Genomic DNA, 18,448 nt, shown 5'->3' on the forward strand with positions numbered 1-18,448 from the left:
GACGGATGCACCGCGGACTCGCATACCAATATCCACAAAGGCGCCACGACGGCCGGCAATTACAGTTGGAGCGGCGGCCTACATACGCGCGGTCAATCTTCGGGAGAACCGGGCGGAGTTTGGGGTACCCTGATCAACAGCGCACTTAGCCCGGCCGAAGTTCAGCCGTAAGACGGAATGGCATCACGCTGGACAAGGACTATGGCAGCGCGTTTCGCGGCTTTTCAAATCGCATCCATTTCGATCGTGGCACCGGGCCTTCAACACCGACGGCGGCCAGGTGTTTCTGATCGGCGGGAGCTTCGTGCACTGAGGCTGCTATTCCTGCTGAGGGCAAAATTTCCGGACGCGTCGCGACGCCGGCTCGCTGCCTTCTCGAATCGATAAGGCTGAACGGGTTGGCAAAGCCTGCCAACCTGTTCGAGCCTCACTGCGAACGTCAGACGATTTGCCCGGCGCGCGCGTCGGTGTAGCTGCCCGCATCCACCACGACTTCGCCGTTCACTATCACCTTGTCGATACCGCGGGCGTGGCGGATATAACGATTCCCGCCGCCGGGGAAATCGCTCACGAAAACTTCGTCGCCGCGCGATATTTTGTTCCGATCGAACAGCACCAGGTCGGCGGCGGCGCCAACCGCAATTCGGCCGCGATTCCTGATACCCCAAGCGTCCGCCACCTCGGCAGTGATGCGATGCACCGCGCGCTCGATGCTGAATTTTCCGAACTGACGCACGAAGCGATCGAAGAGATCGCCGGTGTCGCCGGCGCCGCAGAATTGCGACACGTGCGCGCCCGCGTCCGACGCGCCGATAAGAATCGACGGATGATTCAGGATCTGCGCGACGATATCCAGGTCGGCGTGGATCGCATCGTTGATCTGGAACTCGGTCCTGAGGTCGTCGGCCAGCGCGATATCAAGCATCGCCGCCGGAATCGACTTGCCCTCGGCCTTTGCGATGTCCGCCACCCGCATGCCCTGGTACCTGGCGTTCGACGGATTGTAAATCTCGCCCACGACCGCCATCCGGAAGAGCGGCGTGAATCGCTTCTCGGCGTCGCGCACCAGTTTGTCCCGCGCCGCGGGATCGCCAAACGCCGCGATCCTCTGCGCGATCGGAAGTTCCATCAGCTTCTGCCATGAGGGCAATCCGTATAGCAGGAACGACGTCTCCGACAGGCGGACGTTGATATTGAAGCTGCGCGGCATCGATTGGCCGAACACGTTGGCGCCGCGAGCGCGCTGCTCGTCGAGCTTGTCGAGGTTGCGCTTGTAGAGTTCCGGTGCCTGTGGGCTATAGACGATCGGCGCGATCGTGCAGAAGATGCCGCTCGCGAGACTAAGATCGCCGAGCTCCTGGATATTCTGCAATTGCTGCTCGGGGTCGATAAAGTATGGAACCGTTTGCAGCGTGCCGCGTCCGCTCTTCGCCATCGCTTTGCAGAGCGCGACCTTTTCGCGCATGTCGGCCAGACGGCTCGGCACCGGACGGCCCGCTTCGTCGATATCGACGTACGACGTGGACATCCCGATCGCGCCCGCCGCCATCGCAGCTTCGAGCAGTTCGCACATCCGCGCGATTTCGGTATCGGTCGCGACGCGATCCTGGCTCTCCGCGCCCATCACGTAGTAGCGCAGCGCCGAATGACCGACCATCGCGCCGACATTGATACCGAGCCCCGGACGAATGAAATCGAGGTAGTCGCCGAAACTCTCCCATGAAAATGGAACGCCTGCGTCGAAGGTCGGCTCCTTGATGTCTTCGATCTTGCCGAACATCCGGACGAGCTTGCGGCTGTCGCCACGATGCACCGGCGCGAGGCTGAGCGAGCAATTGCCGACGATCACCGTAGTGACGCCATGCTCGAGGCTCGGAGTCGCAAGGCGATCCCAGCATAGCTGGGGGTCGTAGTGGGTGTGCATATCGATAAAGCCGGGGCTCAGCACCTGCCCTTTCGCATCGATCTCGCGGTCGGCCGATCCGTCGATCCTTCCGATAGCGTCGATCTTTCCGCCCTTCACCGCGACGTCGCCGTTGAATGGCGCAGCGCCCGTACCATCCACAATCTGCGCGTTGCGTATGACCAGGTTTTCCTGACTCATGGGTTCCACTTTCTCCGGGATTGATTTCGAGCGCGATGAAGTTTCGCGAGTTCCGAGCAATATACGCCGTCGGGACGCGCTTTAGAATCCAGCGCCTCTCGTCGAGCGCTTTATCGCATTTCCGATGGAGTTATCGGCTCCGTTCGATCGCCGCGTCGCGATACCTTGATCGCTCAGCCAGCTTCGCCGCCACGTCTTCGCGATTCCTCGACGGCGCATCGGTCTTGAGCGAACTCAGAAGGCGGCTCGAAATCTCCGCTACTTCATCGACGGCGGCAAGAAACGAGGTTTCGTTCGCCTTCGACGGCTTGTTGAAGCCAGTGATTTTTCGAACGAACTGGAGCGAGGCCGCTCGAATCTCTTCGGCATTTACCGGCGGATCGAAGTTGAAAAGCGTTCTGATATTTCTGCACATCCGCGATCACCTCTGGCGCGAGGAATTTCTACGTCTCCAAAAAAACCTTAGTTCACCGCGCGCGCGACGTCCAAGAGCAAGCGGATTCGCTGATCGCGGGCAGATCGAGGAAATCGCCGTTCTGCGTTACATCGCGGGCGGAGTCGAAGCGGACATCGCTGGCTCTTGCACACCACGCCCGACTGTGGTGATTAGCTTCACAGGTAGCCCGAAGGCCGTTTGAAATCCAAGCTTGAAGCGAGGTGCCTGAATCATGAAAGCACTGGTGATGGAAGAAGTCGGCAAGCCGATGGTGGTCAAGGATTGGCCCGAGCCGAAGTGTCCCCCTGACGGCGCGGTCATCCGCGTGGAAGCCAGCGGCATCTGCCGCTCGGACTGGCATCTATGGCAGGGCGACTGGGGATGGATCGGCTTCAAGCCGCGGATGCCCACCGTTCTGGGCCACGAATTCGCGGGCGTCGTCGAAGAAGTCGGCAAAGAAGTCAAGACGCTCAAGGCCGGCGCGCGCGTGGTCGTTCCGCTCGCCCAGGGATGCGGCGTGTGCGACGATTGCCGCACCGGCCATTCCAATCACTGCATGGGCGCCGGCATGGGAGGCTATGCCCGCTACGGCGTGCTGAGCCATGCCGACTACAATATCGCGCCGCTGCCCGACTCGATCGATTTCGTCGAGGCGTCCTCGATGGGATGCCGTTACGTGACCGCCTTTCACGCGCTCCTCGACCAGGGGCAGGTCAAGGCCGATGAAACGGTGGTGGTGTACGGATGCGGCGGCGTCGGATTGTCGGCAATCCAGATTGCCACGGCGCTCGGCGCGCGCGTAATCGCCGTCGATCTCGATGATCGCAAGCTCGAACTGGCAAAGACGGCCGGCGCTTCCGACGTTATCAATGGCAAGAAGACCGACCCGGTCAAAGCGGTGATGGATCTCACGCATGGCGGCGCCGACGTCAGCGTGGACGCGCTCGGTATCGCGGCGACGTGCCGCAACGCCGTCTTGAGCCTGCGCAAGCGCGGACGCCACGTGCAGATCGGCCTGACCACGCAGGGCGAAAAGGGCGAAGTATCGCTGCCGGTCGATCAGATCGTGTTCAAGGAGATCCAGTTCACCGGCTCGCTCGCGATACAGTCCTTCCGCTATCCCGCGATGCTGAGCATGGTCGAGCGCGGGCGGCTGGAACCGAGGAAGCTCATCACCGAGACCATCCCGATCGAAAAGGCCTTCGGCGTCCTCGAGCAGATGTCCAAATTCGAAAACGTCGGCATCAGCGTAATCAACCAGTTCTAGGGAGTCCCCGCGCATGAGTATTTACACGATCATCGACGCTGATACGCATGTGACTGAAACGCCGGACCTGTGGACCAGCCGTGCGCCCGCTCACATGCGCGACAGCGTGCCGCGGGTCATAACCGATTCGCGGGGGACTCACCGCTGGGTACTGGCAGGAGGTCGTAACCTCGCGAGCGCCGGAATGACCGCTACCGCTGGACGGGGAACTTTCAAGAATCCGCCCAAGACTTACGAAGAGATGCACCCCGGTGCATACGACGCGAAGGCGCGCCTCAAGTACATGGATCAGATGGGCATCTGGGCGATGGTCATGTACCCGAACGTCGGCGGGTTCGGCGCTCAGCAGTTCCTGAAACTCAATGACCCCGAGCTGATGCTCACCTGTGTGCAGATCTACAACGATTGGCAGACCGAATGGGCGTCCGCCGATTCGCGGCGACTGATACCGATCACCTCGATTCCCTTCTGGGACGTCGCCGCCGCGGTGACAGAGGTGCGCCGATGCGCCGCCATCGGCCACAAAGGAATCCTCTTCACCGGTGAGCCGCAATACTACGGTCTGCCGCTGCTTGGCGATAAGCATTGGAGTCCGCTGTGGGAGGCGGCGGTCGAGCTGGATCTGCCGATCAGCTTCCATATCGGCTCGGGCGACATGGCCGAAGGCCTCGTCAAAGAGCGGGTAGCGACCTACGGCAAGATGGCGGCGTTCACCGAACTGGCAGTGGATATCTTCCTCCGCAACGGCCTCCAACTGAACGACCTGCTGATGTCCGGAGTGCTCGCGCGCTTTCCAAAAATTAAATTCGTCTCGGTGGAAAGCGGCATCGGCTGGATTCCCTTCGTGCTCGAAGCGATGGACTACCAGTTCAAGGGCAATAGCGTCGCGGAAGAGCATCCGGAATTCGATCGGCTGCCGTCGGAATACTTCGCGCGCAACGTCTATGCCTGTTACTGGTTTGAGCAGACTGCGCCGCGTCGCCTGATCGATAAGATTGGCGTGGACAACATCCTCTTCGAGACCGACTTTCCGCATCCGACTTCCCTCTATGGCGACGAAGTGCACGCCCGGATTAAAGGCGGTCTGTCTGACTGTGAAGAGTCGGTGCGGCGCAAGATTCTCTGGGGGAATGCGCAGAAGCTCTACAAGGTCACCGGTCCTTCCGCGGACGACGAGGCGAAGTTGTAGGGCTTATCGAGCTCAACACTTTGTCATTCTGAGGCGAGGGCTGCGCAGCCGAAGAATCCCGGGGAAATATATATAACGAGGTAAAGGATCCGGGATTCTTCGCTTCGCTCAGAATGACAAAATTGGTCAAGTCCGCTCGGTACAGAAAAGTTCACAAGCTCTGGGATGACACCGGCGCCGCTTACGTCCTGGATGACAAAGAAGGACCGCGCCGCGCTTTTCTGTAGTCGTCAGATGATCTGGACGGCGCGCGCCTCGGTATAATTGCCCGAGTCCTCGACGACTTCGCCGTTCACCATCACCTTGTCGATGCCGCGCGCATGGCGAATGTAGCGATTGCCGCCGCCGGAAATCGCTCACGAAGACTTCGTCGCCGCGCGAAATCTTGTTTCGATCGAACAATACCGTCCGTTCTCACTTGACAGCACTCCCACACGCAGTGGATTTAGACCGAGAGCAAAGGGAACCACACGCATGATCGATTTGCCGCTCGCGCTGAACTTTATGACCGCCGCCGCTGCGGTGATCGCTGCGCTCGCGACGATCGCCGCAGCGATCATCTATTGGTTTACGCTCCAAGGCGTTCAGGCGCAGGCTGAGGCTTCTCGTCGTCAAGCGGAAATATCGCAGGCGCAATTCGATCTAGCCGAGACGGAGAGAAAGCGTCGCTTCGATCCCGTCGTGGTCGTCAAAATAGGCCGGTTTAAAGGTAACACCATGGATCACATGCGAATTACATGTACCGTGCACAATGGCGGACTGGAGGCAATCAAAATCCGACGGTTCAAGTTCACACTCAATCGTATCAATCATCCTGCGGACTTCCTCGGTTTCGACATCGGACCCAAGCTGAGTGACGAGATCACGTTGGACGTTGATAAATTTGCCTACTCCCTAATGGACGGCTCGCGTGGAGAGGTACGAACCGAGTGCGAGTTTGAGTCGGCGGACGGACGCATCGCCGTGCGGGAAGACGACTGGAACGTATACAATAGCGACCGGGAGAACGATCACCTCAGGGGCCGCTATAAGCCCTGACGAAATTTCGCTCCAAGATCCTGACACGAAGTTTTTTTATCGACGCGCCTCAATTCTCCGACGCGAACAGCGCCCGCGCCGTGTAGATCTGCCGCTACGATTGTCGATGCCGCGGTTGATTGCTGGCGATCGGGCGTCGGAGATCGGGCAACTCGTGAGGGTTCCCGCCCGCGGCGAATTGTGGGCTATAGTCGCGCTATCCGCTCGCGCGGGAGGTGCGTGGCTTGGCCATTCGAGCACTCGATGATCTCGTCGTTGTTGAGTTCGCGCAGATGGTGTCGGGACCGATGTGCGGCAAGATGTTCGCCGACATGGGCGCCGAGGTCGTCAAGATTGAACCGCCGTGCGCCGGCGACGAAATGCGCGCGCATCCGCCGTTTCCCGGCGACGTCCCGCATCCCGAGAAAAGCGGCTCGTTCCTCTACCTTAACACCAGCAAGAAGAGCCTCACGCTCGATCCTTCAACGCCAACTGGCGCCGAGGTTTTCAGAAAGCTAATCGCGGGCGCCGACGTGCTGATCGAGAATCATCAGCCGGAATACCTCGACAGTATCGGGCTTGGCTACGAGGCGCTGAAGACGATCAATCCGAAGCTGATCGTCACTTCGATCTCGCCGTTCGGCCAGACCGGTCCGTATCGCAATTGGAAGGGTACCGATCTGATCGAATTCGCGATGAGCCTCACCGGTTACAACACGCCGACGATGGTCGATGATCCTGAGCGCGAGAATCCGATTCGCGCGCCGGGCCATCAGGCCGAGATGATGGGCGCGACGGCTGCGGCCGCCGCCACGATGTTCGCGATCTTTCATCGCGAGGCGACCGGCGTTGGCCAATGGATCGACGCGCCGTGCTGGCAGGCGATCGCGAGCACCTCGAAAATCGAGATGGCGGCGCTGACGTACGCGCGCCTGCCGTTCAGCCGGATGCGCGGCAACGTCGCGACCGGCCTCGAACCGCTGCGCTGCAAGGACGGCTACATCTACACGCTGTGGGCGGCGGATACGCACTACAAGGCGCTCAAGGCGCTGCTGCACAATCCGGTCGAGATGGAGAGCGAGGTCTTCGATTTGCTCGTGGGCCGCCAGGCGAACGACGACGTGCTGCGTCCGATGATCCGCGCGGAGTTGCTCAAGTACGACACCGAACATTTGGTCAGCGAAGGGCAGCGGCTCGGCCTCACGATCGGGCCGGTGTTCACGGTCGCGCAAGCCGCGAACCATCCGCATCTGCGCGCGCGCAACGCATTCATCGAGATCGATCATCCGATCGCCGGCCGCTTCCAGTATCCGCGCTCGCTGGTGCAGATGACCGCGACGCCGCCGATGCCGACGCGCGCGCCGCTGCTTGGCGAGCACAACGCGGAAATCTTAAGCCGCCTCGGCTACTCGCTCGACGAGCAACAGCGGATGCGCGCGGCCGGCGCGATCTGACGAGGGCATTAGGATGGCGAAAACTGCGACGGCACTTCCGCTCGAAGGAATCAGGGTCGCCGACTTTAGCTGGATCATCAACGGTCCGCAGATCGCGCAATGGCTCGCGACGATGGGCGCCGAGGTGATCAAGATCGAGTCGCAAGTCTATCTCGATATCGGGCGTATCAATCCGGCCGGGATGGCCGATCGCGTCGCCGGCCCCAACCGCAACGGCTATTACCACGCGCTCAACTACGGCAAGAAGGCGATCACGCTGAACCTGGCCACTGACAAGGGCCGCGAACTCGCCGACGAAATCATCCGCAAGAGCGATTTGGTCCTCGAATGCTTTCCTACGCCGGCCGCCAATAAACTCGGCATCACCTATGACCGTGTTCGCGCCGTCAAGCCCGACATCGTGATGATCTCCGTGTCGCTGCTCGGCAAGACCGGCCTCGAACCCGCGTCGTGGGTCGGATGGGGTCCGATGGCGTGCTCGTTCGTCGGCATGTTCGACGCGCAGGGATACCCGGGCGGACCGCCGCGCCAGACCGGCGGCACCTGGCCGGACTACGCGATCGCAAGCGCGGTTACGTTTCACGTGCTCGCCGCATTGCGCCATCGAAATCGCACCGGCGAAGGACAATGGATCGACGCCAGCATGGGCGAGACGGTCATCGGGCAGATGCCGGAACTGTACATGGATTATTTCATCAACGGCCACGACGGCGGGCGTCGCGGCAATCGCGACGACGCGATGGCGCCGCACAACACCTACCCGTGCGCCGGCGACGACAAATGGATCGCGATCGCGGTCGGCACCGATTCAGAGTGGGACGCGCTCTGCCGCGCGATGGGAAATCCGGCGTGGTGCCGCGATCCAAAATTCGCCGATCGATACGGCCGCCTAAGTCATCGCGACGAGTTGGATGCTCACCTCGCGCGATGGACTCGCGGCCATGAGCACATCGCATTGGCGCATGAACTGCAGCAGGCTGGCGTCGCGGCCGGTCCGGTGCTCGATAGCGTCGAAATCCACGAGGATCCGCATCTGTGGGAATGGGGCTTCTTCCGCAAGATCGACCATCATGAAGTTGGCGAGCGGATTTTGCCCAACATGCCGGTGCGGATGAGCAACGTGCCGGAACTCAACTACTCGATGCCGCCCGACTTAGGCCAGCACAATCGCGAAATTTTCGGCGGCCTCTTGGGCCTCTCCGATGCCGAAATAAAAATCCTGATGGAGCAGAAGATCATCTACTGAGAGTCTGCGAATCTTGACCGAGTGACGAACGACTCTTGTCATTCCGAGAAGTGTATGTGTCGGTCATGGATTATCCTCTGATTTGTGTTTCAGTAGTTCGTCCCATGTGCTCTGACGAAGCCTGAGCAGTAATTTTATCCAATCAGATTCCGTGAAAAGGTAGGTGTCATATTCGATACCGTCTCTAAGCGCTCGCCAGATGGCGTCCTCATACTTATTACCGCGTGAAGCCTCGTAGCAGAAACGCCGGAAATGCCACGCGAATAGGTCGCACGCCTGTAGTGGGCTCATCTGCTTGTCGTCTCTGAACTCCGGCCCTTTATTGATTAAAAGGTCGAGCAAATGCGGATTCTTCTCTTTGGCTGTCTTGACGAAGTTCTCAAACCCGATCTTGAGGCGCTGTTTCCGCTCCCCGCCATCGTCAAAGAGAATTTCGAGTAACTCTTTTGTTCCAGACTCCGCACACTTTTGCCCGTGTCTGATCAGCATCATTGTGAATATGTACTGAAAGCTCAGATAGTACGGATTCCGCATCATGCGGCGTTCGGCTGGCGTAATGACCGGGTGTACGGAAATAATCCGAAAGAACTCTCGATAATCCGAATGCTTCAACAAAAAAGACACGCCTCGCAGACGATGCTTCCGGATAATTGCTACAAATTTTAAAAGTCGCTCAACTCGCGCATCCGCATCGGTTCCCTTGAACAACTGGGACTCTCTTGCGTGGAGATAGGGTAATTTTGGTTCATGATCTAACTCGGCCTGCCAGTCATGGGCGAAGTCTTCCCAGACAGTTTTTTTACCGACGTAGCCAGCTAGCAGATAGACTGGCTCCTCTGTCTTGCCACTCTCATCAAACCACGCTTGCAGTACCATCAAGATACCTTCATCGCGGAGCGTTTTCGGTAGGCCCGAAAACAATGCTCCAATTAGTTCCCGATGCGAATTCTCCTGATCAATACCCCTGAACTCAGTTGGAGTTAACATTAACATAATCACCAACCTAGGGGGCGTGAGGAGGGTTCGGGTTTCGGACTGCGCGCTCAAGGAAGGGAGCGACGGAAACGGCGCCACGAGGGACCATCACGGATGGCATCAGCACCGACGGCACTGAGATAGATTGCTGCGATCGCAGCGATGATGCCGGTCCCAGGATCAGCAGGGCCGCGCCTATCTGCACAAGAGGCGTCAGTAATTTCCGGAAGACAAACCGGCCAAAGGCGACAGGAGTTACACCACGCGCCCGCGTTCCTCCCCCGAGGCGTCAAGGTCCTCGCCCGCGGCTTCAGCCGCCGCGATTCCGGGCAATGGGCTCAGTGCAGGCGCTGATCGAACTGCAGGATCGTTCCGTCGGGATCTTCGAACAAGGTGGTGAGGACCTTGCCGCCGCCTTTTTCGCCGTAAGCGATCGCGTCGGCTTCATACGGCGGAACGAGGAAGCGCACGCCGGCCTGCTCGAGCTTCTCCGCGCGCTCCTTCAGATCGTCCACCCAGAAAGCGAAATGATGCAGTCCCACCTGATGCAGCCTGAGCGGCTTGCCCGACGGCTCTCTTTCGAGCGTCTGCGAAAGAACGAGGAACCCTGAGTTGTTGCCCCATCGCATATAGACGGCGCGGCGCTTGCCTCGGCCGACGTTTTCGACGGCATCGAGCATCACCTCGAGTCCCAGCAGGTCGCGATAGAAGGGTAGCGCCCGCTCCATATCGCTTACGCCGATTGCGACGTGCGAGATTCCTTTCATGGTGTTCTCCTCGCGGCTATCTCGAGTTCAGTTGCGTTCAGCCATCCGTGTGACATCCGGCACGCTAGCGCGCTGTCAGTAGCCGGCGAATCCCATGTCGGTGGTCGCTTGCGCGTCGGGATCGGTGCAGACGTTGACCAGTGCCGTCTTGCCACTCTTGATGGCGCGCTCAATCGCGGGCCGGATCGCGTCCGGCTGCTCGACGAATTCGCCGTAACCGCCAAACGCTTCGACCATCTTGTCATAGCGCTGGAAACCTAAGTCGCGGCCGACGGCGCCGCCGGTCTGGCGCGAAGTAAATCCGCCGTTGTTCGACACCACGACCACGATCGGCAAGTGATGGCGAATCGCGGTGTCCATTTCCATCCCGTTCCAGCCAAATGCGCCGTCGCCGCTGAGCACCACCACGGGGAGATCGGGACGCGCGACTTTCGCGCCGATTCCGAACGGGATGCCGACGCCCATGCATCCGTGGGGGCCGGCATTGAGGCTGCATCGCGCCTGATAGATGGGAATCGATTGGCGCGCGAAATTCAATATTTCATGTCCATCGACGACCAGGATGGTATCGCGCGAAATGACATCCTTGACCTCGTTGCACAGGCGCAAGGGATGGATCGGAACCTTGTCGGAGTGCAGCAGCGGCGCCGATCGTTCCATGTTCGATCGATGCTTGACGGCGAGTTGCGCGACCCAATCAGACTCTGCTTTCGGATCGAATCTGCCGGCAGCTTCGGCAATCAACTGGCCGAGGACCAATTTGGCGTCGCCGATGATGCCGACGTTGGCGGCGCGATTGTGTCCGATCTCCTTGCCGTCGAGGTTCACGTTGATAAGCTTTGCGTCCGGTGAAAAACGCGGCGCCCGCATGAATGACAGCATCGAGTTGGCGCGCGCGCCGATCAGCAGCACCACGTCCGCTTCGCGAAAGGCGGTCGAGCGCGCCGCCGGGAACGATCGCTGATGATCCTCGGCAATCACGCCGCGCCCCTGCGGCGTGGTGAAAAAGGGGATGCCGGTCGCCTCGACAAATTTTTGCAGTTCGTTCTCCGCGCGCGACCACAGCACGCCGCTTCCGGTGAGGACCAGCGGCTTCTTCGCTTTGGCGAGAAGGTCTATCGCTTTGCGTATCAGGGCCGGGTCGCCGGCCGGCCGCGCGTCGGTGCGCGAGTTGCCCTCGACCCAATGAATCCGTTCCTCCTCGACTTTGCCCGATAGCACGTCGCCCGGAAGGTCGAGGTAAACCGGCCCGCGCTTACCGTCGAGCGCTTCTCGAAACGCGATGCTGATGTACTCGGGAATCCGATAACCAAGATCGACGCGATAGGCGGCTTTCACGATCGGCCGCATCATCGGAATTTGATCCATCTCCTGGAACGTGTCGAGCGTGGTACCGCGCATCGGCGCAGCTCCGCCGATTGCGATCACCGGCGTTGCGTCAGCCCAGGCATTGCCAAGACCGGTCACGAGGTTGGCGACGCCGGGACCCATCGGCGCGATGCAGATGCCGGGCTTGCCGGTAACCCGCGCATACGCATGCGCCATCATCGCGGCCGCCTGCTCGTGGCGCACGTAGATGCCCTTCATCCCGAGTTCGATGCATGCGCCAGCGGTGCCTCCGGTCGGTCCGCCCATCATGAAGAAGATGGTATCGACGCCTTCGCGCTTGAAACACTGAGCGATGATCTGTTCGCCGCGTAGAGTTCCCATCGTCGATTGCCTCCGGGCTGCGCGCCGTGCAACTCAGGCGGCAGCTATGCGGCAAGACGAGCAATACGCGGGTGCCTCTGTCAAGTGAATCAGCGAGTTGATCGGCGGCGCCGTATCGGGACTTGGCGATCAGCCTTCTCATCTCCGAGCGTGAGGGACTGAAGCAACTTGAAGGGTGCTGTGTCTGTGCCCAGCACCGGGTGAAAGTCGGGGCTAGTGGTTCGCAGTCTTGAGGCTGGCGGCTTCGACGCGGGCGCGCGCGAGTTGCAGCGCTTCGTTTACCGAGGCGTATTGAGGATCGAAAAAACTGGTCGCCGAGAACTTTTGCTCCGCCGCCTGCGCCTCTGCCAGCGCCGCGCCGCGATCGACGTTGTCCGGCGCTTCGGCACTGCTCGCGAGCACCGTCATCACGCCGTCCTTCACTTCGGCGAGACCGCCCGAGACGATCCAATGCATCGTGGCGCCGCCGGGCAGTTGTGCTTCGAGCACGCTCGGCACCAGCGAAGTGATGAAATTGATATGCTCGGCAAGCACCCCGAATTCGCCGAGCGGACCGACCGCCGAGACTTCCTCGACGTTGCTGTCGAACACGATGCCCGTCGGGGTGAGCAGCTTGAATGGAAACGTTTCCGCCATCGCAGTCTGCCGCGCTAGCGAGCCTCGCCGCGGGCGAGGCGCTCGGCCTTCTCGCGTGCCTCGTCGATGGTGCCGACCAGGTAGAACGCCTGCTCGGGCAGGTCGTCGCATTTGCCGTCGAGAATTTCGCCGAAGCCGCGCACCGTCTCTTTGCGCGGGACGTATTTGCCCGGAGTATTGGTGAACGGCTCCGCGACGAACATCGCCTGCGACAGGAATCGCTCGACGCGGCGCGCGCGCGAGACGACGATCTTGTCTTCCGGCGACAGTTCTTCCATCCCGAGGATCGCGATTATGTCCACCAAATCCTTGTAGCGCTGCAAGATCGCCTGCACACGGCGCGCGACGTCGTAATGCTCATCGCCGACGACTTGCGGATCGAGAATTCGCGAGGTCGAGCCGAGCGGATCGACCGCCGGGAAAATTGCCTTTTCGAAAATTTTGCGATCGAGCGCGGTGACTGCATCGAGATGCGTAAACGTCGTCGCCGGCGCCGGATCGGTGTAATCGTCGGCGGGCACGTAGATCGCCTGCACCGACGTGATCGCGCCTTTCTTCGTGGTCGTGATGCGCTCCTCGAGTTCGCCCATGTCGGTGCCGAGCGTGGGTTGGTAGCCGACCGCGCTCGGCATGCGGCCGAGCAGCGCTGAGACTTCCGAGTTGGCCTGCACGAAACGGAAATTGTTATCGATGAAAAAGATGACGTCCTTGCCTTCTTCATCGCGGAAATATTCGGCGACGGTAACTCCCGTCAGCGCGACGCGGGCGCGCGCGCCCGGCGACTCATTCATCTGGCCGTACACCAGTGCGGTCTTGGTGATAACGCCCGACTCCGTCAGTTCGCGGTAAAGGTCGTTGCCCTCGCGCGATCGCTCGCCGACGCCCGCGAACACCGACACGCCGCCGTGCTGCTTCGCGACGTTGTTGATCAACTCGAGAATCGTAACGGTCTTGCCGACGCCCGCGCCGCCGAACAGTCCAATCTTTCCGCCGCGCGCGTACGGGCAAATGAGATCGATCACCTTGATGCCGGTTTCGAGAATTTCCGCCTCGACCGCCTGATCGGCAAACGGCGGCGCGTCGCGATGAATCGGCATCAGCTTCTGGCCCGTGATCGGTCCCGCCTCATCGACGGGGTCGCCGGTCACGTTCATGATTCGCCCGAGCGTGCCCGGGCCGACCGGCACCGAGATCGGCGCGCCGGTGTTCGACGCTTCCATGCCGCGAACCAGCCCGTCGGTCGAGTCCATCGCGATGCATCGCACGGTGTTCTCGCCGAGATGCGACTGAATTTCGAGCACCAGATTGTCTGCTTTGTCGCTGATCGACGGATTGGTCACTCGAAGCGCCGTGAAGATCGGCGGCAGGCGGCCCGCGCCGAACTCGACGTCCACGACGTTGCCGAGCACTTGATTGATTCGTCCGGTAGCTACTTCGTTCGCCATAAAGAATGTGTTCCTGCTCGTGCGTGCGTGAAACTTTAAGTGCCGCGCAGCGCCTCGGCGCCGCCGACGATATCCATCAATTCGCGCGTGATTTGCGCCTGGCGCGCGCGATTCATCTCAAGCGTGTACTGCGCGATCATCTCGATCGCGTTGTTGGTCGCGCTGTCCATCGCGGTCATCCGCGATCCCTGCTCGCTCGCCTCGGCCTCCAGCAACGCGTGATAAATCGCCGCTTCGAGGTATCCGCGCAGCACCACCGGCACCAGCTCAGCGCGGCTCGGCTCGACCAGGTAATCGATCTTGGGCGCGTCAGCCTTGGAAATTACTGCTTCGATTTCCGCGCCTTCCTTGATTCCCGCATCGCTCGGCGGCTTCACCGGCAAGAGGCGCTCATAGGTTGGTTTCTGCGACAGCGCTGACTTGAACATGGTGTAAACGATCCCGGCTTCATCGATCGCGCCGCTGCGATAATCGTCCAGCACCTTGGTCGCGATATCGCGCGCAAGGCCGATCGTCGCGAGCTTCGGCACGTTATTGACGCGCGAAAGAGCAACCGGGATTCCGGCGCGCCGGAAGTAGTCGACGGCTTTCCTGCCGATCGCAAACAGCTCGATCGCGAGTCCACGGGTGCGAATCTCACGCTGAGTTTCCTCGGATTTGCGCAACAGAAAACTGTTGTAGCCGCCCGCGAGGCCGCCGTCCGACGACACCACGATCAGCAGCGATCTTTTCTGCGCGCCCTCGACCGGCCCGACCGAGATTCCCTCCGACGTGAGCAGCGAGTCCGCGACCCGCGCCAGCGCTTCGCTGTATGGCAGCGCGTTGGCGAGCGCCTCCTGCGCACGGCGGAGCCGCGCGGCCGAGACCAGTTTCATCGCACGCGTGATCTGCTGGGTCGATTTGACCGACGCGATCCGGCTGCGGATTGCCTTGAGCGATGCCATCGTCGAGCGCGGAGGTTAAGCCGCCGTTGCAGCGCCCTTGTTGTTCTCAGCTAGGAACGACTGCTCATACACGTCGAGTCCGGCTTTGATCTTCTTCTTCAAATCGTCGGTGAGCTCGCGCTTTTCGCGCACCTCGGTCAGCAAGTCGGCATGGCGCGCGTCAAAGTTCGCGTACAATCCCTTCTCGAACGGACGAATCTGCTCGACGGTGAGCTTGTCGAAGTAGCCTTCGTTCGCCGCGAAGATGATCAGCACTTCTTTCTCCATCGGCAGGGGATCGTACTGATTCTGCTTCAGCATCTCGGTTAGCCGCGCGCCGCGAGCGAGCAGCCGCTGCGACGAGGCGTCGAGATCCGAGCCGAACTGCGCGAACGCCGCCATCTCGCGATACTGCGCGAGGTCGAGCTTGAGCGTGCCGCCGACCTGCTTCATCGCTTTGACCGCGGCTGAAAATCCGACGCGCGAAACCGAGAGTCCGACGTTCACTGCCGGCCGCACGTTCGAGTTGAAAAGATCCTTGTCGAGAATGATCTGGCCGTCGGTAATCGAGATGACGTTGGTCGGGATGTAAGCCGAGACGTCGCCTTCCTGCGTCTCGATCACCGGCAGCGCGGTCAGCGAACCGCCGCCCATCTCGTCACTCATCTTGGCCGCGCGCTCGAGCAAGCGCGAATGCAGATAAAATACGTCGCCGGGATATGCCTCGCGTCCGGGCGGACGGCGCAGCAGCAACGACAACTGCCGATACGCCTGCGCGTGCTTGCTCAAATCGTCGTACACCAGCAGCGCATGCTTGCCGTTGTCGCGAAAATATTCGCCCATCGTGCATCCGCTGTATGGCGCGATAAACTGCAGCGGCGCGGCTTCCGACGCGGTCGCCGCGATCACCGTGGTGTATTCCATCGCGCCGGTGCGCGTTAGCCGCTCGACCACCTGCGCGACCGTCGAGCGCTTCTGCCCGATCGCAACGTAGAAGCACTGCACGTTCTGCCCGCGCTGATTGATAATCGTATCGATCGCAATCGCCGTCTTCCCCGTCTGCCGGTCGCCGATGATCAGTTCGCGCTGGCCGCGTCCGATTTGCAGCATCGAGTCGATCGCCTTGATCCCGGTCTGCATCGGCTCCTTGACCGGCTGGCGTTTGACGATTCCCGGCGCCTTGATTTCGATTCGCCGCGTCTCAGCCGCCTTGATCGGTCCCTTGTCGTCGATCGGCTGGCCGAGCGCATTCACGACGCGCCCCAGCAGTCCCTCGCCGACCGGCACTTCCGCGATTCTGCCGGTCCGCTTGACCTCGTCGCCCTCTTCGATTGCCGCCGGGTCGCCAAACAGCACCGCGCCGACGTTGTCCTCTTCGAGGTTCAGCACCATCCCGTAAATCTGATGCGGAAATTCGAGCAGCTCGCCCGACGCCGCGTTCTGCAGCCCGTAGATACGCGCGATTCCGTCGCCGCACGACAGCACGCGGCCCGTTTCGCGCACCGCGATACTGCCCTCGAAGCCTTTGATCTCGCCTTTGAGGATCTCGCTGATTTCTGATGGTCTGATTTCCGCCATAACTTGTGTTCTTTTACCCCGGCCCTAACCTGCCAGCCGGCGCTTCGCCTCGTCGAGGCGATTTGCAAGACTGCCGTCGTATATTTTGCCGCCCAATTCCGCTGTCACGCCGCCGAGCAGAGCGGCATCGACTTTTATGGTGGGAATAATCTTTTTGCCTGCGATCGCCTCGAGGCCCGCGACGACGCGCTTGATCTCGTCGTCCGACGGCTGAATCGCAAACGTCAGCGTTGCGCGCTCGCGCCCGAGCATTTGATCGACGAGATCGCGATACGCCTCGGCAATCGCGCTGAGTTCTCGAATCCGTCCATGCTGCGCGACGACAACTGCGAACGATCGCAGCGGAAAGCTGAGCTCCATCCGCTCCGCGATCTTCGCCATCGCTTCCTGCCGCGATTGCTCCGACAATTCCGGCGAGGTCAATCGCTCAACGAGTTCCGGCGAATCGGCCATCGCGGCCAATCGCTCGAGTTCGGCGCCCCACTTCTCCAGGGCGCCCTTGTCGGCCAGTTCGAGCAATGCGCGCGCGTAGCGTCTCGCGACTCGAGAACCCTTCATCGCGTCGCGCCTTCGCCGAGCTTGTCCATGAAGCCGTCGATCAGCCGGCTCTGATCCGAGCGCTCGAAGTTGCGCGCGATCAAATCGCGCGCAAGCGTCGCCGCCGATTCGGACAAGCGCTCGCGAACCCGCCGCTGCGCCGCCTCGGAGAGCGCATTGGTGCTGAGTTCGGTGTCGCGATGGATCCGCTCCTGCCCGGAGCGGGTGACGTCCTCGATTTTCGCGACCTGGAACGCAGTCTCGTTCTGAATCTCATCGGCGAGTTGCTTCAGCTCGGAGTCGAGCGAAGCGAGCTTGGCCGCGGCCTGGTTGGCGAGATCCTGCGCGCCTTTAAACGCGCTCTCCGCGCGCGAGAGCGCGCCGCGAACCGTGGCCGCCCGATCGGCAAAAAATTTCCGCGCCGGCGGACCGACGAAATAAATCAACACGGAGACGAACAGGATAAAATTGATCGCGAAGAACGCGAACATCGACCACGAACCGCGGTCCTCGGCGGCTTCCTCCGCCGCGAACGCGAGCGCGGGAAAAACCGCGGCGGCGACAATCGCCCCCGATACGATCCATTTTTTCATTGGCTAATCGAATTTATCAAGCGAACTTCGCTATGCGCTAGTCGTTTCCAGTACTCTTGCCCGATACCGCGCCGCCGTTCAGCGGACGGCCCAGCACGCGTTCGGCCAGTTGGCCCGCAAGATCGCGCCCCATCTGCTCGAGCTCGTGTTCCGCCGTCTTGAGCTCCTGCTCGATCTTCGCGCGCACCTGCTCGAGCGATTCGCGCGCTTCGGCCTTGGCCGCTTCCATTATTTCGGCGGCGCGCGCCTCCGCGTTGCGGCGCTCGGTCTCGCGCCGCGCGATCGCGTCGCGTCTGACGGCGGCGAGTCGCGCCTCGCGATCTTCCTCGGCGGCGCGCGCTTCCCGGAGCAATTGCTCGGTGCGATCGTTCAAGTCCTTGAACCTGCGCTCGCGCTCGGCAAGCAGGTTCAGGAATGGCTTAAAAAACAGCCGGCTGAATATAAACCAGAAAATGAGGAACGAAACAATCAGGGTGAAAAATATCCCCCAATTCGGCGGGATATGCATTTTACGGCGTCTCCCCTGCGGGGATTTTCAGAACATTCTCCATCTCGGGATAAGCGGACGTCG

At 60.9% G+C, this 18,448-nt stretch carries 17 protein-coding genes; 5 read left to right on the forward strand and 12 right to left on the reverse strand.

Annotation, left to right across the window (positions count from 1 at the left end; all coding sequences use genetic code 11):
* Positions 1 to 439 precede the first annotated feature (439 nt).
* Positions 440 to 2,104: an amidohydrolase family protein gene (locus Q7S58_RS05375; RefSeq protein WP_304821626.1), complete on the reverse strand. Its 1,665-nt coding sequence runs from the start codon at positions 2,102 to 2,104 to the stop codon at positions 440 to 442.
* A gap of 130 nt (positions 2,105 to 2,234) precedes the next feature.
* Positions 2,235 to 2,519: a DUF2277 domain-containing protein gene (locus Q7S58_RS05380; protein ID WP_304821630.1), complete on the reverse strand. Its 285-nt coding sequence runs from the start codon at positions 2,517 to 2,519 to the stop codon at positions 2,235 to 2,237.
* Positions 2,520 to 2,772: 253 nt separating this feature from the next.
* Between Q7S58_RS05380 and Q7S58_RS05385 the strand changes: the two genes are divergently transcribed.
* The 5 genes from Q7S58_RS05385 (at position 2,773) to Q7S58_RS05405 (ending at position 8,713) form a co-directional block, all read left to right on the forward strand.
* Positions 2,773 to 3,807: a zinc-binding dehydrogenase gene (locus Q7S58_RS05385; protein ID WP_304821633.1), complete on the forward strand. Its 1,035-nt coding sequence runs from the start codon at positions 2,773 to 2,775 to the stop codon at positions 3,805 to 3,807.
* Between the two features lie 13 nt (positions 3,808 to 3,820).
* A complete protein-coding gene (locus Q7S58_RS05390) occupies positions 3,821 to 4,996 on the forward strand; it encodes an amidohydrolase family protein (RefSeq protein ID WP_304821638.1) in 1,176 nt (391 codons plus the stop codon).
* Between the two features lie 474 nt (positions 4,997 to 5,470).
* Positions 5,471 to 6,034, forward strand: coding sequence for a hypothetical protein (locus Q7S58_RS05395; RefSeq protein ID WP_304821641.1), 564 nt, complete (start codon positions 5,471 to 5,473; stop codon positions 6,032 to 6,034).
* 224 nt (positions 6,035 to 6,258) lie between these two features.
* Positions 6,259 to 7,467, forward strand: coding sequence for a CaiB/BaiF CoA-transferase family protein (locus Q7S58_RS05400; RefSeq protein ID WP_304821643.1), 1,209 nt, complete (start codon positions 6,259 to 6,261; stop codon positions 7,465 to 7,467).
* A gap of 13 nt (positions 7,468 to 7,480) precedes the next feature.
* On the forward strand, positions 7,481 to 8,713 hold the full coding sequence (locus Q7S58_RS05405; protein WP_304821646.1) for a CaiB/BaiF CoA-transferase family protein: 1,233 nt from the start codon (positions 7,481 to 7,483) through the stop codon (positions 8,711 to 8,713).
* Positions 8,714 to 8,776: 63 nt separating this feature from the next.
* Here the strand turns inward: Q7S58_RS05405 and Q7S58_RS05410 are convergent, their stop codons facing one another.
* The 10 genes from Q7S58_RS05410 to Q7S58_RS05455 all read right to left on the reverse strand — a co-directional run bounded on the left by Q7S58_RS05410 (position 8,777) and on the right by Q7S58_RS05455 (position 18,385).
* Positions 8,777 to 9,700: a DUF3800 domain-containing protein gene (locus Q7S58_RS05410; protein WP_304821649.1), complete on the reverse strand. Its 924-nt coding sequence runs from the start codon at positions 9,698 to 9,700 to the stop codon at positions 8,777 to 8,779.
* 326 nt (positions 9,701 to 10,026) lie between these two features.
* Positions 10,027 to 10,455 carry a VOC family protein gene (locus Q7S58_RS05415; protein ID WP_304821652.1) on the reverse strand — a complete coding sequence of 143 codons (429 nt, stop codon included), beginning with the start codon at positions 10,453 to 10,455 and terminating at the stop codon, positions 10,027 to 10,029.
* Positions 10,456 to 10,530: 75 nt separating this feature from the next.
* Positions 10,531 to 12,165: a thiamine pyrophosphate-binding protein gene (locus Q7S58_RS05420; protein ID WP_304821655.1), complete on the reverse strand. Its 1,635-nt coding sequence runs from the start codon at positions 12,163 to 12,165 to the stop codon at positions 10,531 to 10,533.
* A 213-nt stretch (positions 12,166 to 12,378) separates the two neighbouring features.
* Positions 12,379 to 12,801: an ATP synthase F1 subunit epsilon gene (gene atpC / locus Q7S58_RS05425; protein WP_304821658.1), complete on the reverse strand. Its 423-nt coding sequence runs from the start codon at positions 12,799 to 12,801 to the stop codon at positions 12,379 to 12,381.
* A gap of 14 nt (positions 12,802 to 12,815) precedes the next feature.
* Positions 12,816 to 14,246: a F0F1 ATP synthase subunit beta gene (atpD, locus tag Q7S58_RS05430; protein WP_304821661.1), complete on the reverse strand. Its 1,431-nt coding sequence runs from the start codon at positions 14,244 to 14,246 to the stop codon at positions 12,816 to 12,818.
* A 35-nt stretch (positions 14,247 to 14,281) separates the two neighbouring features.
* Positions 14,282 to 15,190 (reverse strand): ATP synthase F1 subunit gamma, encoded by a 909-nt coding sequence (gene atpG / locus Q7S58_RS05435; RefSeq protein ID WP_304821663.1) that lies wholly within the window; start codon positions 15,188 to 15,190, stop codon positions 14,282 to 14,284.
* 15 nt (positions 15,191 to 15,205) lie between these two features.
* Positions 15,206 to 16,747, reverse strand: a complete 1,542-nt coding sequence (gene atpA / locus Q7S58_RS05440; protein WP_304821665.1) for a F0F1 ATP synthase subunit alpha — start codon at positions 16,745 to 16,747, stop codon at positions 15,206 to 15,208.
* 24 nt (positions 16,748 to 16,771) lie between these two features.
* Positions 16,772 to 17,305, reverse strand: coding sequence for an ATP synthase F1 subunit delta (atpH, locus tag Q7S58_RS05445; protein ID WP_304821667.1), 534 nt, complete (start codon positions 17,303 to 17,305; stop codon positions 16,772 to 16,774).
* Positions 17,302 to 17,877, reverse strand: a complete 576-nt coding sequence (locus Q7S58_RS05450) for a hypothetical protein (protein WP_304821669.1) — start codon at positions 17,875 to 17,877, stop codon at positions 17,302 to 17,304. Before Q7S58_RS05450 ends, atpH begins: the two co-directional genes overlap by 4 nt.
* A gap of 37 nt (positions 17,878 to 17,914) precedes the next feature.
* Positions 17,915 to 18,385 carry an ATP synthase F0 subunit B gene (locus tag Q7S58_RS05455; protein ID WP_304821672.1) on the reverse strand — a complete coding sequence of 157 codons (471 nt, stop codon included), beginning with the start codon at positions 18,383 to 18,385 and terminating at the stop codon, positions 17,915 to 17,917.
* Between the last annotated feature and the right edge of the window lie 63 nt (positions 18,386 to 18,448).

The organism is Candidatus Binatus sp. (assembly GCF_030646925.1).
Classification (GTDB): Bacteria; Desulfobacterota; Binatia; order Binatales; family Binataceae; genus Binatus.

Coding starts and splice junctions, on each gene's coding strand:
- Q7S58_RS05375 (WP_304821626.1), bottom strand. CDS start 2,104: ATGAGTCAGGAAAACCTGGTCATACGCAACGCGCAGATTGTGGATGGT.
- Q7S58_RS05380 (WP_304821630.1), bottom strand. CDS start 2,519: ATGTGCAGAAATATCAGAACGCTTTTCAACTTCGATCCGCCGGTAAAT.
- Q7S58_RS05385 (WP_304821633.1), top strand. CDS start 2,773: ATGAAAGCACTGGTGATGGAAGAAGTCGGCAAGCCGATGGTGGTCAAG.
- Q7S58_RS05390 (WP_304821638.1), top strand. CDS start 3,821: ATGAGTATTTACACGATCATCGACGCTGATACGCATGTGACTGAAACG.
- Q7S58_RS05395 (WP_304821641.1), top strand. CDS start 5,471: ATGATCGATTTGCCGCTCGCGCTGAACTTTATGACCGCCGCCGCTGCG.
- Q7S58_RS05405 (WP_304821646.1), top strand. CDS start 7,481: ATGGCGAAAACTGCGACGGCACTTCCGCTCGAAGGAATCAGGGTCGCC.
- Q7S58_RS05410 (WP_304821649.1), bottom strand. CDS start 9,700: ATGTTAACTCCAACTGAGTTCAGGGGTATTGATCAGGAGAATTCGCAT.
- Q7S58_RS05415 (WP_304821652.1), bottom strand. CDS start 10,455: ATGAAAGGAATCTCGCACGTCGCAATCGGCGTAAGCGATATGGAGCGG.
- Q7S58_RS05420 (WP_304821655.1), bottom strand. CDS start 12,165: ATGGGAACTCTACGCGGCGAACAGATCATCGCTCAGTGTTTCAAGCGC.
- atpC (WP_304821658.1), bottom strand. CDS start 12,801: ATGGCGGAAACGTTTCCATTCAAGCTGCTCACCCCGACGGGCATCGTG.
- atpD (WP_304821661.1), bottom strand. CDS start 14,246: ATGGCGAACGAAGTAGCTACCGGACGAATCAATCAAGTGCTCGGCAAC.
- atpG (WP_304821663.1), bottom strand. CDS start 15,190: ATGGCATCGCTCAAGGCAATCCGCAGCCGGATCGCGTCGGTCAAATCG.
- atpA (WP_304821665.1), bottom strand. CDS start 16,747: ATGGCGGAAATCAGACCATCAGAAATCAGCGAGATCCTCAAAGGCGAG.
- atpH (WP_304821667.1), bottom strand. CDS start 17,305: ATGAAGGGTTCTCGAGTCGCGAGACGCTACGCGCGCGCATTGCTCGAA.
- Q7S58_RS05450 (WP_304821669.1), bottom strand. CDS start 17,877: ATGAAAAAATGGATCGTATCGGGGGCGATTGTCGCCGCCGCGGTTTTT.
- Q7S58_RS05455 (WP_304821672.1), bottom strand. CDS start 18,385: ATGCATATCCCGCCGAATTGGGGGATATTTTTCACCCTGATTGTTTCG.